This is a genomic window from Rhodococcus sp. 06-221-2 (assembly GCF_002258365.1).
GTDB classification, from domain to species: Bacteria; Actinomycetota; Actinomycetes; order Mycobacteriales; family Mycobacteriaceae; genus Rhodococcoides; species Rhodococcoides fascians.
Window position 1 is genome coordinate 411,230 of the sequence record NZ_NOYJ01000030.1, and the last position, 15,213, is coordinate 426,442.

At 64.6% G+C, this 15,213-nt stretch carries 12 protein-coding genes; 9 read left to right on the forward strand and 3 right to left on the reverse strand.

Annotated features, from left to right (window positions below; translation table 11 throughout):
- The first annotated feature begins 142 nt into the window (after positions 1-142).
- From CH281_RS18110 to CH281_RS18150, 9 genes are all read left to right on the forward strand, one after another.
- Positions 143-1,621, forward strand: coding sequence for a sugar transferase (locus CH281_RS18110; RefSeq protein WP_230073923.1), 1,479 nt, complete (start codon positions 143-145; stop codon positions 1,619-1,621).
- Positions 1,622-1,661: 40 nt separating this feature from the next.
- Positions 1,662-3,035, forward strand: a complete 1,374-nt coding sequence (locus CH281_RS18115) for an O-antigen ligase family protein (RefSeq protein WP_094695020.1) — start codon at positions 1,662-1,664, stop codon at positions 3,033-3,035.
- Positions 2,945-3,997: a glycosyltransferase family 4 protein gene (locus tag CH281_RS18120; RefSeq protein WP_094621012.1), complete on the forward strand. Its 1,053-nt coding sequence runs from the start codon at positions 2,945-2,947 to the stop codon at positions 3,995-3,997. The genes CH281_RS18115 and CH281_RS18120 overlap by 91 nt, the downstream gene beginning before the upstream one ends.
- Positions 3,997-5,523 carry a flippase gene (locus CH281_RS18125; RefSeq protein ID WP_094695022.1) on the forward strand — a complete coding sequence of 509 codons (1,527 nt, stop codon included), beginning with the start codon at positions 3,997-3,999 and terminating at the stop codon, positions 5,521-5,523. Before CH281_RS18120 ends, CH281_RS18125 begins: the two co-directional genes overlap by 1 nt.
- A gap of 243 nt (positions 5,524-5,766) precedes the next feature.
- Positions 5,767-7,032 (forward strand): hypothetical protein, encoded by a 1,266-nt coding sequence (locus CH281_RS18130; RefSeq protein WP_205912819.1) that lies wholly within the window; start codon positions 5,767-5,769, stop codon positions 7,030-7,032.
- Positions 7,022-8,131, forward strand: coding sequence for a glycosyltransferase (locus tag CH281_RS18135; protein ID WP_094695024.1), 1,110 nt, complete (start codon positions 7,022-7,024; stop codon positions 8,129-8,131). Before CH281_RS18130 ends, CH281_RS18135 begins: the two co-directional genes overlap by 11 nt.
- Positions 8,118-9,383, forward strand: coding sequence for a hypothetical protein (locus tag CH281_RS18140; RefSeq protein ID WP_052718653.1), 1,266 nt, complete (start codon positions 8,118-8,120; stop codon positions 9,381-9,383). The genes CH281_RS18135 and CH281_RS18140 overlap by 14 nt, the downstream gene beginning before the upstream one ends.
- A gap of 39 nt (positions 9,384-9,422) precedes the next feature.
- Positions 9,423-10,508: a glycosyltransferase family 4 protein gene (locus CH281_RS18145; RefSeq protein WP_094695026.1), complete on the forward strand. Its 1,086-nt coding sequence runs from the start codon at positions 9,423-9,425 to the stop codon at positions 10,506-10,508.
- Positions 10,509-10,602: 94 nt separating this feature from the next.
- On the forward strand, positions 10,603-11,187 hold the full coding sequence (locus tag CH281_RS18150; RefSeq protein WP_027497630.1) for a hypothetical protein: 585 nt from the start codon (positions 10,603-10,605) through the stop codon (positions 11,185-11,187).
- 7 nt (positions 11,188-11,194) lie between these two features.
- On the opposite strand, the gene CH281_RS18155 is transcribed toward CH281_RS18150, so the two are convergent.
- Genes CH281_RS18155 through CH281_RS18165 form a run of 3 tightly spaced genes read right to left on the reverse strand, consistent with a single transcriptional unit; the run spans position 11,195 to position 15,213 of the window.
- Positions 11,195-12,247, reverse strand: a complete 1,053-nt coding sequence (locus tag CH281_RS18155; protein WP_094695028.1) for a zinc-binding dehydrogenase — start codon at positions 12,245-12,247, stop codon at positions 11,195-11,197.
- A 31-nt stretch (positions 12,248-12,278) separates the two neighbouring features.
- Entirely contained in the window at positions 12,279-13,643 is a 1,365-nt protein-coding gene (locus tag CH281_RS18160) for an MFS transporter (protein WP_057473266.1), read from the reverse strand.
- Positions 13,644-13,695: 52 nt separating this feature from the next.
- Positions 13,696-15,213 (reverse strand): mannitol dehydrogenase family protein, encoded by a 1,518-nt coding sequence (locus CH281_RS18165; protein ID WP_094695030.1) that lies wholly within the window; start codon positions 15,211-15,213, stop codon positions 13,696-13,698.

Below are 15,213 nucleotides of genomic sequence, written 5' to 3' on the forward strand. Positions count from 1 at the left end.
CCGACAAGTATTAGCATTTTCGACCTACAACCGACTTCGAGTTTTTTTCGTGAAGTCGACCGGGTGTCCACTTTCGTGGCGGTATACATTAATTGGGATATTCAGGACCGACCTCATTCGAAACTAACCACCGGAAGAAGCCGTGCCCGAAACACTGGAATCACCCCACACTCGCCCGCGGGCTGCCGAGCCCGACGTCGTCGTAGCCCGTCGCACACTCGCGGACCGACTACGGGTCGATCCGCTGAACACCGCCGTCAATGTTGCGGTCGACGTGTTCGGTGCCGCGGTCGCAGTTACCGGAGCGCTGCTGTGGTATTCGGGCAGTCTCGTCGACACCGGCTGGCTGCCATGGCTCTTCCTCCCGCTGCTCATCGGAATCATGGCGGGCAAGTCGATGTACAGGCGCAGCCTTCGTCGCAACTTTCTCGACGAGATCGGGCCTGCCGAAACGGCTGTTGCATTCGCTGCGCTCGCGTTGATGGTCGTGATGTTCCTGGCCGACACCGAGTACCGGCCCAGCGCGGTCGTGTTGCGACTGTGGCTGCTCAGCGCATTCACGATTGCGATCGTCCGGCTCGTACGCATCGTCGTCCAGCGCGTGATTCGCACCAAATTCGGATCGGCAGCACCGACCATCGTGCTCGGCAACGACCCGATCGCGCATCAACTCGTCTCTCGCACAAGACAATTTCCTGAGTACGGTCTTGTTCCGGTCGGTTACGTAGGAGAAATCCCCGTCGCCGACGTCTCATCGGGAGGCGAGCTGCCCGATCTGCCGCACCTGGGACTGCCCAGCGATTTGGAGGCAGTTGCGCGCAGGACCGGTGCGGAGGAGCTGATAGTGGCATTCGCTCCGACCGAAGACCGAGTGTTGGTCGGCGCGATCAGGACTGCGCACCGGCTCGGAATGCGAGTGTGGGTGGTACCCAGGCTGTACGACGCCGTCGGCGTCAACACTCGTGTCGAGCACATCGGCGGCCTGCCGCTGATGGTGCTGCCGCACGTGAACCCCAAGGGTTGGCAGTTCGCCCTGAAGGGTGTACTCGATCGAGTTCTGACGGCAATCGGACTCCTGCTGCTCTCCCCCGTCTTCCTGACGCTGATGCTGCTCGTGCGCCTGAGCTCCCCCGGCCCGATCTTTTTCGCGCAGGAACGAATCGGCCGCGATGGGCTGCCGTTCGACTGCCTGAAGTTTCGGTCCATGCGGCCTCCACGGGCATCCGACGCGGCGTTCGAGCGGAAGGCCGGGGACGCACCAGGTGGCGTCGAGGGTGTCGACCGGAGAACGCGTATCGGCAAAATCATGCGACAGACCTCGTTGGACGAGCTGCCACAGCTGCTCAATGTCCTTCGTGGCGACATGAGCTTGGTCGGCCCCCGGCCGGAGCGGCCCGAGTACGTGGACCTGTTCGAGATGCAGATCCGTCGGTACGGTGAACGGCACCGGGTCAAGGCCGGTGTGACGGGATGGGCTCAGGTGCACGGCCTTCGGGGCCAGACGTCCATTGCCGACCGCGCGGAGTGGGACAACTACTACATCGAGAACTGGTCCATCTGGCTCGATGTCAAGATCCTGTTTCTCACCGTGCTCGCCGTTCTGAAACGCGCCGAGGACTGATCGTGGTCTACGCCGAACACCGCCACGTTCGGGTGACCCCGTGATCACGTACGTTGCGCTTGCTTTCGGCGCAGCGCTGGTCCTCGCGCTCGGCTGCGCGGTGGCATCGGCGATCTACCGCCGCCCACAACGTGGAGTGTTGCTGTTGGCGGGATTGGTTCCACTGCACGGACTTCTGGTTCTCGTTCCCCTTCCCGGGGTCGTGTCGGGCTGGAAGGAAGGCCTTGTCGTCTTCACCGTTCTGTGTGCGTGGCTACGCCGACCACGACAAGTTCCCGGCTCGCCTGCTCGGGTGTTCGTGCCGTGGTGGCCGGCCGCTGCGGTGTTCGTCGTGTTCGGCAGCGTGTCTGCATTCGCCACGTTCGGAATAGTCGGTCTGTTCGGTATCAAGGTCACCTTCTTCTACGTTCTGCTGGTTGTGGTCATGTGGCTCGCGCCGTTCGACGCCAGGGACCGTGACCACCTCGTCTCGGTTCTGATGGGCATGGGTGTGTTCACGTCTGTCGTTGGCATCGCTCAACTGGTGGCCGGGCCCGCCGCACTGGTATCGCTGGGTTACGAATACGGCACGCAGGTCCGAACATCGGGCGGGCTACTGCGCACGTTCAGCACGTTCAACCTGCCGTTCCCATTCGGGCTGTACGTGATGTTGGCGCTGCTCGTCGGTGGTGCGGTCGCTTTGGCCGATCCGCGCCGTCGGCGAAACCTGTTGTTTCTGTGCGCGTCTCCGATGATGGTGGTCGCGATGTCCAGTTCGATCGTGCGTGGAGCGATTCTCGGACTCGCGGTCGGGGTCATCTACTTGATCGCCGTGCGTTTTCGATACCTTGCCGCGCCGTTTGCTCTGGCAGCACTGGCCGTCGCCGTCACGGTCCCCTTCGTACCCAAGATCACGTCGGTCTTCTTCTCGTCCAGCAGTCTGGGTCAACGCGGTGACGGTTGGGCCAACATCATCGCCAGCATCCTGATTCATCCGTTCGGCACGGGTCTGGGATCGAGTGGGTCTGCAGCAGACCGCATTTCCACCGCCGAGGGTGCCGCGTTCACGCGATCGGGGCTCTCGACGAATTACCAACCCGACAACTACTACGTGAAGGCCCTGCTCGAGCTCGGGCCGATCGGCCTCTGGGCGGTGGTGGCGCTGTTGGTGACGTCGTTGCTGTGGTGCACACGCCTGTCCCGGGCACTACCGGGCAACGACGGTGCGCTGGCCCTCGGCGTCGGAGCTTCGATCGTGGCCGCCATGTTCGCCAGCCTCGTGTCCACATATTTCGAGATCTTTCCGATCGATGTTTATTTCTGGCTCTTGTTAGGAGTGGTGGGATGCGCAGCAGCGCAACACGAATCGTCTTCGGGGCGCTCGCCCTCAGGCCGGGCGGAAGTGGAGTACAGACCTACATTCGCGAGCTCCTGAACGAGCTACCGGATCGTCTACCCGACGCGGATCTCGCCGCGGTGGTGCAGCGCGACGCCGTCGGCGAGCTCCCGCCCTCGGTTCGGGCGATGGAACGGCCTGTCACCAGCGGTGCGGCTCGGGCGGTGCTCGGAGCACTCCCCATCGGCCGGTGCGATGTCGTACACGGCCTGGACGTCGACCTTCCGTTTCTCACCAAGGCCTTCACAGTCGCCACGGTGCACGATCTCTCGGTCATCGACATGCCGTCGGCCTCCAGTAGATTCCGCGCGCTCGGTGAGCAGAGACTGGTGCGGCGAGCTCTGCGCCGTGCCGATCTGCTCATCGCGGTCTCGCAGTTCACCGCCGACCGCATCAAGGCCGTCAGCGGCCGAGACGCCACCGTCGTCGGCCTGGCACCCGCAGCGTGGGCCGAAGTCCCCACCGACAGCCGCGTGGACGCTGTTCGGTCCAAATACGACCTGCCGGACCGTTTCGTGATGCAGGTCGGAACGGTGGAGCCTCGCAAGAACGTTCAGCTGGTGGCCGACGCAGCGGAGCGTCTGGGTATCCCGTGCCTGCTGGCCGGGGCCGGCTCGACCGGTCCCCACGCTCCCCGCAATTCCCGCGGGCTCGGGTACGTCGATGTCGAAGACCTGCCTGCCCTCTATGCTGCGGCGACCGTCACCGCGTATGCCTCTCGCTACGAGGGCTACGGGCTCCCGCCCGTCGAGGCCATGGCCTCGGGCGGCGCGGTCGTCGCCAGTGCAGTCGGAGCCCTCCCCGACGTCGTCGGTGACGGTGCCGTACTCGTCGGATCGGAGAACGTGGACGACTGGGTGCACGCGATGAAACCCATCGCTTTCGACGCGGACGCACGCGCAGCCCTTGTCGGCGCAGCAGCCGACGCCTCCCGCGAGATCAGTTGGCGTCGAACGGCTGAGCTCACTGCCGACGCGTATCGAGCCGCGGGCGTGGTCTGATGTCGGACGAGCTCGCGCTCGACGGCACCGAACAGCCCCCGGACTACCGCGCGATCGCAGCGGATCCCAAGGCCGCAGCCAAGGCGACGATTGCCGTTCTGATCAGCAGAGTGATCATCGCAGCACTGGGCTGGGTCGGCAGTGTCGTGGTCGCGAGGTCCCTCGGAGCGGACGACTGGGGCCAGTTCAGTTTCGTCTTCGCACTGCTGGGCCTCATGTCCGTCGTGACCGACCTGGGAGTCGGACGCGTCGTGCTGGCGAAATTGATGGACGACGATCCCGAGGAAATCGGACGAACCGCGTCGTCGTTTCTGGCCCTGCGTACTGCCCTCGGACTGTTGGGTTACGTGCTGGCCGTTGCATACGTTCTCCTGCTGCAGTATCCGAGCGAGGTGGTCCTCGCGACGGTCCTGGGTGGACTGGTGGTCGTGTTCGCCACACCGGGTCACGCTCTGAGCGTCCTCTTCCAGAGTCGTCACCGGCTGATTCTGGTGGCCGTCGCCGAAAGTGCCGGTCAGGCAATCCAGTTGGCCTTGACCGTGTTGGCGGCCGTGCTTGCCCCCACCCTGTTGATCTTCGTACTGCCGGCTGTGGTCAACGAAGTGTTCAAACTGATCACCAAGGGGTTCGGCATAGGCAACCGTTCCATGGGGTTGCGACCGTCGAGGCACATCGAGGTGCGCCGCTGGGGCCCGTACCTGCGGGAGGCCGTTCCCCTTGCCATCGGCTTCGCCCTCACCATTGCCATGCTCAAGATCGACATGTTGATGCTCAGCCTCCTCGACACGTTCGAGGCCGTCGGTCTGTACTCGATCGGCTACAAATTCTCCGACATGATCGACACCTTCGTGTTGGCGGCAGTGGCACCGATCAGCACCCTGCTCGTGGCGTCGTGGCCCCACGACACCACTGCATTTCGAGCGCGCACCCGTTCGGCCGCACTGCTGTTCGCAGTCTTCGGTGCAATGGCCGTGGCGGCATTCGTACCGTCGGCCGAGCCGTTGATCGCCCTGCTGTACGGCGACAGATTCGTGGACGGAGCGCACGCGGCCCGGCTGCTCGTCATCGGCGCGGCACTGATGTCGTTGGTGATGCTGGGAATCTTCCTGCTGGCCTCGGCCGGGATGCAGCGCCACTACCCCGTAGTTGCGTTGGTCGGCCTGGCCCTGAACATCGGGTTGAACCTCGTGCTGATCCCACGGATGTCGTACGACGGCGCTGCCATCTCCACGGTCGCGACGATCGGAACCACCCTCGTCCTGCTGTGGATCGTGATAGCGCGAAGCATGCCCATCTCCAGACTACTTCCGGTGCAGTCCCTTTCAGTTGTCGTCGTGATCACCGCGGCCGCCACCGTCGGCGGCTGGTTCCTGGTACAGCACTACCCCGGCCTGTGGCTGCTCGTGTCCGTCGGCGCGGCATTACTGGTCGCGACCTCGCTCGCAGCGTTCGTTGCCATCGGAGTCGTCGAGTCACCGATGCCGGGATCAGCCGAGAAAGGACGACACCGTGCGCACGTGCAGTGAGAAGCGGACACACAACAGACGAATCTCCCGATTCCGGCGGCAGCATCCGGAGTCGAAGTTCGGTTTCGCAATCTTTTCCGACCACCACCCCCGCTATTCCAATGTTGTTGAGATGCAGTTTCATTCGCAGTCGGCACGGCTACGCGGACTGTGTCCACACCCAGCTATCATCGAGTCTGTCGGCTCCACGAACCACCGAAGCGGTCCATCCGCTCGCATCGACGACGGAAGGGTACGCGGTTGATGTCCGTCCACGATGCCGTACACCGGGGCGACGTGCCCCCACCGATCGACCTCGCAGGACACATGCGTGAGCTAGGCCGGGCATTGCTGCCCGCCGTGATCATTGCAGTGTTGGTCGGCGCAGGCATGTTCTACCTCAGGAGCGAACTCACCGACAAGCAGTACGCCGCGTCGATCGTCGCGGAGATCGAACCTGCCCAAACGCTCGTTCCCGGTGACGCGTTCATCGAGCAGATGCGCGCACCGTTCATCGAATTGGCCACCGATCGCAGCGTTCTCGATCAGGTCCTGGAACAGGTCGACGCCGATATGGACGCGTCGCAACTGGCCTCGAGCGTCGAACTGTCTCCTGGCACCTCACCCGCGCTGCTCACAGTGACCGTGACGACCCGATCTCCCGAACTCGCCGCGGAACTGGCCGAGGCGATGGTGTCGACGATGGCAAGTACGTCCTCCGCCAACGCGATCCGCGACTCGCAGGAACGAACGGCCGAGGGACAGTCCACCGTCGACGCGCAACAGGCTCGGGTGGACGCCCTGCCTGCCGACGATCCGAGTCGACCTGCGGCACTGTCCGAACTGGCCCAACTACGCACCCAGCAGAGCGAACTCGAAGCAGCTGCCAGCGGAGATCGACTGGTCGTGTTGTCGAAACCAGAGCAGAGCACAACTCCGGTCTCACCGAAACCGGTCTCGGAGGCACTTGTCGCAGCTCTGGCTGCACTCATCGTCGCGGCCGAACTGATCGTGTTGCTTCGAGGAAGACTCGGCCGCAAGCCCTCTCGCTCCTGGGCTCGTCGGGTGTCCCGAAAATACGGTGCACACTTCGACCCGGCAACCGGCGACACGGTACCGCCCGTCGTGGCTTCCCGGATCGCTGCTCTCGAGCGTGGCGACCGACCGGCATCGAGAAGTGCGCGACACGCAGCTCCGAAGGGCGACAGCGTGATTCTCGTCCTGGTCGGCGACGGTGCAGTCTTCGAGTCGACGCACGGCGACGGACCGACCACCGGCCACCATCGGGCCACCGCCGAATTCGGCCTGTCGGAGCAGTGGTGGCAGTACACCGACGTGGGTGATGTCGAGACCGTCGTCGTGCTGGTGTCGAAGCGTGGACGGGACAAGAAGGCAGCAACTGCGGCGCTGCGACGGCTCGACGACTTCGACATTCCCGTACACCTGGTATTGCAGAACAAGAACTCGACCCGACGAGCAGAACAGACCGCGCAGACGATCGCGCCGGAAGGCCAACGCCATGCCAGCTGACAGAATTGCCGTCGTACACGAAAGATTCACGGAGATCGCAGGATCCGAGCACGTCATCGAACAGCTGGCCTTGCACTGGCCCGCTGCCGAAGTGTTCGCACCGATCTCCCGCCCGTCCGGGGTTCCGTCCGGAATCAGCCGCGCGCCACACACGTCCGCCCTCAATCGGGTGTACAACGCATTGGGCCAACGGTCGTACGCACCCGTTCTTCCGATGATGCCGTTGGCCTTTCGTCGGATGCCACTGCGCGGTTACGACGCCGTCGTGGTGAGCCATCATGCCTTTGCGACTCAGGCCGTGTTCGCCACCGACTCCCCCGTGATCGCCTACGTGCACAGTCCCGCACGATGGGCCTGGGATCCCGAACTTCGCGCAGGTGAAGGCGGCGGCAGAGCCGGAGCAGCGATACTGACGGCACTGTCGGCCGTTGCCCGTCGATGCGAGATCGCCGCCGCACCGAAACTGACGACCGTGGTGGCCAATTCGACAGCGGTCGCTCGGCGCATCGAAGACTGGTGGGGCCGAGACGACGCCGTGGTGGTCCATCCTCCGGTCGACACCGAGGGTTTCGCGCCGGATCCGTCGATCGAGCGTGAGAACTTCTTCCTGCTTGCCGGCCGCCTGGTCCCCTACAAGCGTCCGGACATCGCGGTGCGCGCCGCCGCCGAGGCCGACGTTCCCCTCGTGGTGGCGGGAGACGGCCGTGCAATGAACGCCTGCCGGGAACTGGCCGGACCCAAAACGACCTTCCTGGGGCGGGTTTCGCACGAGAAGCTTCTCGAACTGCACCGCACGACGCGCGCCCTGCTGATGCCCGGAGTGGAGGATTTCGGCATAGTCCCGGTCGAGTCCATGGCCACCGGAACACCGGTCATCGCACTGGGAGACGGCGGGGCCGTGGACTCGGTGATTCCCGGTGAGACCGGCTTGCATGTACAGCCGGGCTCCGACGAGGCCGTCATCGCCGGGTTCGCCGAGGCCATGCGCTCGTTCGACCCGGCCGACTACGATCGCGCCGCCATTCGTAGATGGGCGGAAGGCTTCTCACGGGCCAACTTCCGCAGTCGAATGCAGGAGGTCGTCGATGCCGTCCGCTGAGCGTAGTTATCGCTCGACTGCACTGGATCGCGTCTTTGCCGACACCCGGATAGTCACCGCGGTCGGGCCCGTCCGCGGTCTCGACATCGAGCGGACGCGTCGAACGCTCACCGCCGCCGAACACGTCGACGCGGAGCCGCACATCGCGCTGGAACCACGCTCCGATGCTCGACGGTGGCGCTACCGCAGCAACATCGCCGGCGACAATGTCACCACGAGCAGTGGCGGCACCGAAGACCTGGGGCAGATGCTCACCGACATTCGGTCGCGACAAGGTGCTCGCGGTCCACTCGAGGTGGTCGTGTTCGACGATCACCTCGCCATCGACTATTCGCACGGAATCGGGGACGGCCAGATCGGCGTCCTGATGTTGGCGGCATTCTGCGACGATGCCGACGGATCACTGGTTCCCGGCCTCGCCGCAGGCTTGCCACCGAGCACGACCTGGAAAGCTCTGTGGCGACACTACTCTCGGCATCCGAAGACGCTGGCGGACTTCTGGTCCCTGCGTGCTCGACACCGGCGCGCAGCGGACGGCGGGTCCGGTCCCCGTCGTCGGATCGAGAACTGGGAAGCCGGAAAGGTCAGCCGGGCCGGGTACATGAGCAAAGCCCACGTGGACGAGCTGAAGAACTGGACTGCGGAGAACCTGCCCGGAGCGACCGCTGCGTCGATCTCGATTGCCCTGTGGAGCGCGGCGCTACGAGCAGAATCCGTCGACGTCGACGATCACATCATGGTGTTGTTCAACAGCCGCCGCTATCTCGATCCGGCCCAGCAGGGCGCGCACGGGAATTTTGCCGTCGGTATCCCCCTGCATCTTCCTGCCGACACGACGCCCGTCCGAATCACCGCATCGATGCGCGAGGTGATCGAATCCGGCTGGCCCATCGCGGTACTGGGCATGTCGCATCTCCGCGATGTGGCGTCACGCATTCGGCCGTCTGCACCGTCGCAGGACAAGAATTCGGTCGTCGAGGTACCCGAGACCTTGCGGTTGGCCGTGAGCGACCTCGGGAAAGTGCGGGTGTTCGACCACCTCGACTGGGCCGACGACGGCAGGCCCCCGCAGATGGCCGCGTCGCTCGAACCGGACGGTCCGGACGGCTGCACGATGCTCATCGCCGAAATCGCCGGTGGCCGAACCTATACGGCCTCGTTCTGCAGCAAGATGGTCGATGTGGCCGTCATGGATGCAGCGCTACGCAGAATGTGTGAAGACCCAGTGGCACTGCTCCGCGATGCGTACTGATCCGCCAGAACCACCTTCGCCGCACAGACGGGCCGATACATGACCGACGAATCGACAGTTCTCTTCCTCGCGCACACCGGCCAGGTGTCCGGTGCCGAGAAGGTGCTGCTGGATTTGATCGACGAGGCCACGCGCCGCGGCCATGCCACCGTGATCGCCTGCCCCGCAGGCCCATTGGCAGACCGTCTACCCGACACGACGCGGCACATCCGCATCGACGAGCTCGGACTGGGTGGGCAACGAGGTGCCGCGCGCGGTATCGCGGCGATCAGGATGGTCGCACGATGGGGCGGGGCGGCGCGCGCCGTGCGCACGATCGCCCGCGCACCGGGCACCGCCACGGTCGTCAACTCGCTGTTCGCGCTTCCGGTGGCGCGGTTTGCGCGGCCCGCTCGCGGGGCGTCGTGGCTCGTCCACGACACGATGACCTCTCTCAAGCAGCGTGTGGTGGTCCGGTTCGCCCGGCCGGCCGTTCGCGTTGCGGTATCGGTGTCCGAGGCCACCGCAGAACCGCTCCGAAAGGCCGGCCTCCCCGTGGTGGTGTCACACAACGGCGTGCCGTGGCCGGTTCCGCGGTTCGGCGGTGCGCTGCACTCTCCGCCGGTCGTCGGGATGCTGGCGTTGTTGACGCCGTGGAAGGGGCACCGCGTGCTGCTCGACGCCGTCGCCATGCTCCCCGACGTCCGAGTCGAATTGGCCGGGGGAAGCTTCCCCGGTGATCGCGAATACGTCGACGAACTCCGCGCGCGCGCCGCGGAACCGGATCTTGCCGGACGTGTCGAGTTCCTCGGGCACACCGATGCCGAGTCCGCTCTTCGCAGGTGGGATGTCGTCGTGTCGGCCAGTACTTCTCCCGAGGCAGGTCCGTTGTCGGTCTTGGAAGCGATGTCGCACGGATTGCCGGTGATCGGAAGCGATCACGGTGGCACGCACGAATTTCTCGCCGACGGTGCTGGAATTCTGGTCGAGCCCGGCAACTCGGATGCTCTCGCTGCCGCCGTCTCGGCGGTGGTCGACGACGCCGATCGACGGCGGCTGCTCGGTGAAGCCGCCCGCTATCGGGTGGCCAGCCGGCACGACATCAGCGAGACACTGCCGGAGCTGTTACACCAATTGACCAGCTGATCGTGCCGCGCCGTCGGCCGGAACTCGGTGAAAGCCGAACGTCGAGCCGTGCGACTGTGTTTCAATCGACTCCCGATTGGAACGAGGGGGCACTGTGACTCGCGCACTGACGAGGTCCAACGAGCACTACCAATGGGGCATGGGCGTGATGACGTCGCTCGCTGTCACGACCCTCGTCAAGCGGATCGTGTCCGCCGCCGCCCTGGCCATGGCCGTCGTGGTCACCCTCGAGCTGGCGTTCGGGTACGGCGCGACCACCCCTATCCCCGCGATCGTGCAATGGACGTGCATGATCGCCGCGTACGTCATGGGCGCGTTCTGGTGGTTCGGACCGTGGCCGACGCTCGGGCAAGCCTTCGCCTTCGTCGTCATCGCCGATCTTTCGATCTTCGGAGCCACCATCACCGCGAATTTCGCGCCCGAAGTCACCCTCGGCAAATGCACCTTCCTCATCCCGATGGGAATGTTGGCCGGGTTCTTCTTCGACAAATGGCGACTCGCTGCGCACATCGCCCTGTGCTTGTTGGGAACGTCGATCGTCGCGGTGTACATAGTGCTGGAACGGGATGTGGACACCTTCGTGGCGGTGGTGCTGTGGGCCCCGATCGTGGTGACGCTGACCGGCTTCGTGCTGATGCTCCAGCTCACGACACAGTCGATACGAACCGAATTCGAGTAGTAGCCCGTCAGAACGTCAACAGGACTTTGCTCGACCGGGATGCATCGGCTGCGAGTGCGAACGCGTCGAGGGCGTCCCTCACCGGATACTCCGCAGTGACGACCGGTGCCACATCGAGTGAACCGTCGGCCAGAGCTTGGATCACGTCGTCCATCTCGGTGTTGAACCGGAACGAGCCGATCAGGTCGATCTCCCGGGTGATCGCCACAGACAGTGGCACCGGCTGGGGCCCCGCCGCCGGTATCCCGACCATGACGACACGGCCGCCACGAGCCGTGCCGTCGATTGCCGACGCCAGACCGCGGTGATTGCCCGAGCACTCGAACGTCACATCGGCCTCGACCGCGGCGACTGCCGCCTCGTCGCGGGCGTCGATCGTTCGATGCGCTCCGAGTCGACGCGTCACTTCCAGGGCGTAGTCCTCGAGGTCGACCGCGACGATCCGCGCTGCACCGGCTCGACGAGCGACCGCCACGATGAGGGCACCGATCGGACCTGTCCCGACCACGAGAACCGTCTTGCCGGACACCGTCCCGGCGCGCTCGACAGCATGCCACGCGACGCTCGCCGGCTCGGCCAACGCAGCAATTCTCAGATCCAGACCGTCGGGCAACACTCTGAGCATTCGGGTCGGGACGGCAACATGACCGATGAACAGTCCGTCGTCGTGCGGTACCTGCGCGGCGCTTCCCATGTAGCGGCATCCGGGAGACAGGTTCGGACGATCGACCGGATACTTCGCTCCGGTGGCGGCGGGAGTCGCCGGATGGACGGTGACCGGGGTGCCTTCACCGGGGCCACTGCCGTCTCCTGCGCGCCGAACCACGGTGCCCGACGCCTCGTGTCCCAACCGCATAGGTGCCTTCAGTACCGATTGTCCTGCCGCCCCGTGCTTCCAGTAGTGCAGATCGGATCCGCAGATTCCGCCGTAGGCAATTGCGACGATCGCCTCGTCCGGCGAGGGGTCGGCCACCGCCACTGTTTCGACGCGGATGTCATCGGTGCCGTAAGCGATCAAGGCAATCGTTTTGTCGGGCACCGGATTCGGTTCGGTGGTCATCGTGTCGTCCGTTCCGTTCGAGGTGGGCAGGTCAGACCCGGTCGAGCACCGGATCGGTTGCGTTGGCCGGATCGGTCAGATCGCGATCCCGAGTTTCCGGTGCGAAGGTTGCGGCGACGAGCACCGAGACGGCCATGATCATCATGTAGACCGCGACCGGCACCCAGGATCCGGAGAACGCGGTAATCAGTGCCGCACACAGCAACGGAGCGATTCCGCCGCCGAAGACGGACGCGAACTCGCGGCCGAGAGTGACTCCGGCGTACCGGTATCGAGCCCCGAAGATCTCGGGGAAGTAGCTCATCGTGACACCGACGGCCCCCTGGCACGCCAGGATGAATCCGATGATCATCACCAGGGTGATCAGTACGTGCGAACCGGTGCTGAGAGCCATGAACGTGGGAACCGGAAGAACGACGAGCAGGCTGACGATACCGATGTACACGGGCTTACGACCCACCTTGTCCGACAACCATCCGAAGCCCCAGGCCGCGATGCCGCCGCAGATTGCGCCGATGAGCAGAACCTTGGGTATGAACGTGGGATCGACGCCGATGTCGTTCTTCATGTAGGAGGCCATGAACACCTGGTACGTGTAGGACTGAGCGCTGATGCCGACGGTCATGAACATGACGATGAACAGCGGTCGCTTGCCGTTGGTGAACACCTCCTTCACCGGCGCCTTGGGACGCTCCTGTGCCGCCTTCAGTTCCTGGAACACCGGTGACTCGTTGAGCTTGCGTCTGATGATGAACGCGGCCACTGTGACCAGGATGCTGCTCAGAAACACCATCCGCCAGCCCCAGGACATGAGCTGGTCGTCGGGAAGCAACTGGGCGAGGATCCAGGCGATTGCTCCGAGAGCGGTGCCGAGCGCCGCGCCGGTCATGACAAGAGCGGCCAATCTGCCACGCTTTCCGATCGCGGCCGTTTCCGTCAGAAGCGTTGCGCCACCTGATTGTTCGGCACCAGCGCCGAAGCCCTGGAAGAATCGGCACAGGACCAGCAACACCGGGGCCAGTAGTCCCACCTGCTCGAACGTCGGCAGCAGACCGATGGCCATGGTCGCGCCGCCCATCAGCATCAGCGTGGCGACCAGAACCCACTTGCGACCGAGCCGGTCACCGTAGCGTGAGAAGAACAGTCCACCCAGTGGCCGGGCGAGGAATCCGACGGCGTACGCGCTGAAGCTGGCGATGATGCCGGCCGCCGGAGAGATGTTGGGAAAGAACAACTTGTTGAAGATCAGCGCGGACGCCGTGCCGTAGATGACGAAATCGTACTGTTCGAGTGTGGTTCCGATGAGGCCGGCCCACGCTGCGCGTCGTACGGCGGAAGGATCATGTTGGGCCGGAGCGATTCTGGGAGAATCTGACGGTTCTGTGGTCGTGTCCATGGTTGTCCTCGGGTGAGTTTCGGCCTCGGCCGAACGAAGGAAGGAGAATGAGTCAGTCGAGTGTGGTCCGGGATGCCGTGACGACGGGGCGGAGCGAAGAACTCGCCGCTTCGACGGCTGCGGCCATCGGACCGTGACGAACAACAGTATCCATCAATTCTGCTGTGCGTGTGATGAATTCGGGAAACTGCGCCAACTCGATGGGGAGTATGTCGCCGCGTTGGAGAACCGAGCGGACGAAATCCTCACTGGACGCTGCCGAAGCGGCAAGTCCTGCCAAACGCGCGCGTGCAGGGTCGGCCATCGCATGCGCATGCGGGCCCGGGTCGAAACCGTCGGGCGGGCACACGCAGCAGAGATAGGCGGCGATGGTCAAGGAAAGGTGTTGCGGCACAACCTTGTTTCGCAGGTGATGGAGCGCTGGGTCCGGGATCCTCTGCGCGAGCTTCGCCGAGCCGTCCGAGCCGACCTGCGCGGTCTTGTGCCCCAGAGCGGAGTTGGACCACCGCACGAACAGCTGGGCGATGTAGCCGTCGATATCCACCCCGTCCGGAACGGGCACGGTGGGGAGGTATTCGTCGACCAACACCGCTCGAGCTGCGGCCACCACGAACGGGCGACCGATCGAGTCCGGAATTGTCGCGCGACCATCGAGTGCGCCGAGATAGGCAATGAGAGAGTGGGTTCCGTTGAGCAGTCGAACCTTCATCAGTTCGTACGGTTCGACGTCCTCGGTGAACACGGCACCACCGGCTTCCCAGCGGGGACGTCCTGCGGCGAACTCGTCCTCCATCACCCACATCGTGAACGGCTCCGCAGGCACTGCAATGGTGTCCACAGCGCCCAGTTCGGCGGTGGACTCGGCGTCGTACAAGGCACTGCTGGACGGAACGATGCGATCGACCATGGAGTTGGGGAACGTCACTGCCGCGGCCAGCCACTCGAGCACATCGTCCGCACCGCAACGGTCCAAGAACCGACGCACGAGTGCAGCGGTGCGATCACCGTTCCCCAGCAGGTTGTCACAGCTGGCCACGGTGATGGGAGCCCCGTGCGTTCGTGCCCGCATCGCCAGAGCCCTCGCGAGCTGCCCCACCGTGGTCGTCGGCGTTTCCGGCCGCTGCAGGTCCTGTTGCACTGCAGTCGATTCGAGGTCGAGGGAGCCCGTCCGGGACGACAGCGTGTAGCCCAACTCGGTGACGGTGATCGTCACGATTCGGACGTCCTCGTCCGCAATGGCCCGTACGACGGCGGCGGGGTCGTCGGCGGCGACCATGACTCCCGTGTGCGCTCCGGGCACGCTCACCCTCGAACCCGACGGCGAGATCTCGACGACGCCGTAGAGCAGTTCCTGAGCGAGCATGGCATCGACAATCGTGCGAGATCTGTTCGCTACACCCAGAATTCCCCACGAGCCGCCGTCCTGTGCCAGTGCCGCAGCGGTGTACACGGCCTGATGCGCGCGATGGAAGTTGCCCAGCCCCAGATGGACGATTCCGGTGCCGTCCGGTCGTGCTGGGACGGCCCCCGAGCGAGCGAGTGCCGAACGAGACAGTCTGGATTCGCTCAT

Excerpts from the sequence above, each read along its gene's own strand:
- CH281_RS18160 (WP_057473266.1), bottom strand. The coding sequence starts at position 13,643 with ATGGACACGACCACAGAACCGTCAGATTCTCCCAGAATCGCTCCGGCC.
- CH281_RS18155 (WP_094695028.1), bottom strand. The coding sequence starts at position 12,247 with ATGACCACCGAACCGAATCCGGTGCCCGACAAAACGATTGCCTTGATC.
- CH281_RS18135 (WP_094695024.1), top strand. The coding sequence starts at position 7,022 with ATGCCAGCTGACAGAATTGCCGTCGTACACGAAAGATTCACGGAGATC.
- CH281_RS18165 (WP_094695030.1), bottom strand. The coding sequence starts at position 15,213 with ATGAGCGAATCCAGACTGTCTCGTTCGGCACTCGCTCGCTCGGGGGCC.
- CH281_RS18125 (WP_094695022.1), top strand. The coding sequence starts at position 3,997 with ATGTCGGACGAGCTCGCGCTCGACGGCACCGAACAGCCCCCGGACTAC.
- CH281_RS18140 (WP_052718653.1), top strand. The coding sequence starts at position 8,118 with ATGCCGTCCGCTGAGCGTAGTTATCGCTCGACTGCACTGGATCGCGTC.
- CH281_RS18145 (WP_094695026.1), top strand. The coding sequence starts at position 9,423 with ATGACCGACGAATCGACAGTTCTCTTCCTCGCGCACACCGGCCAGGTG.
- CH281_RS18120 (WP_094621012.1), top strand. The coding sequence starts at position 2,945 with ATGCGCAGCAGCGCAACACGAATCGTCTTCGGGGCGCTCGCCCTCAGG.
- CH281_RS18130 (WP_205912819.1), top strand. The coding sequence starts at position 5,767 with ATGTCCGTCCACGATGCCGTACACCGGGGCGACGTGCCCCCACCGATC.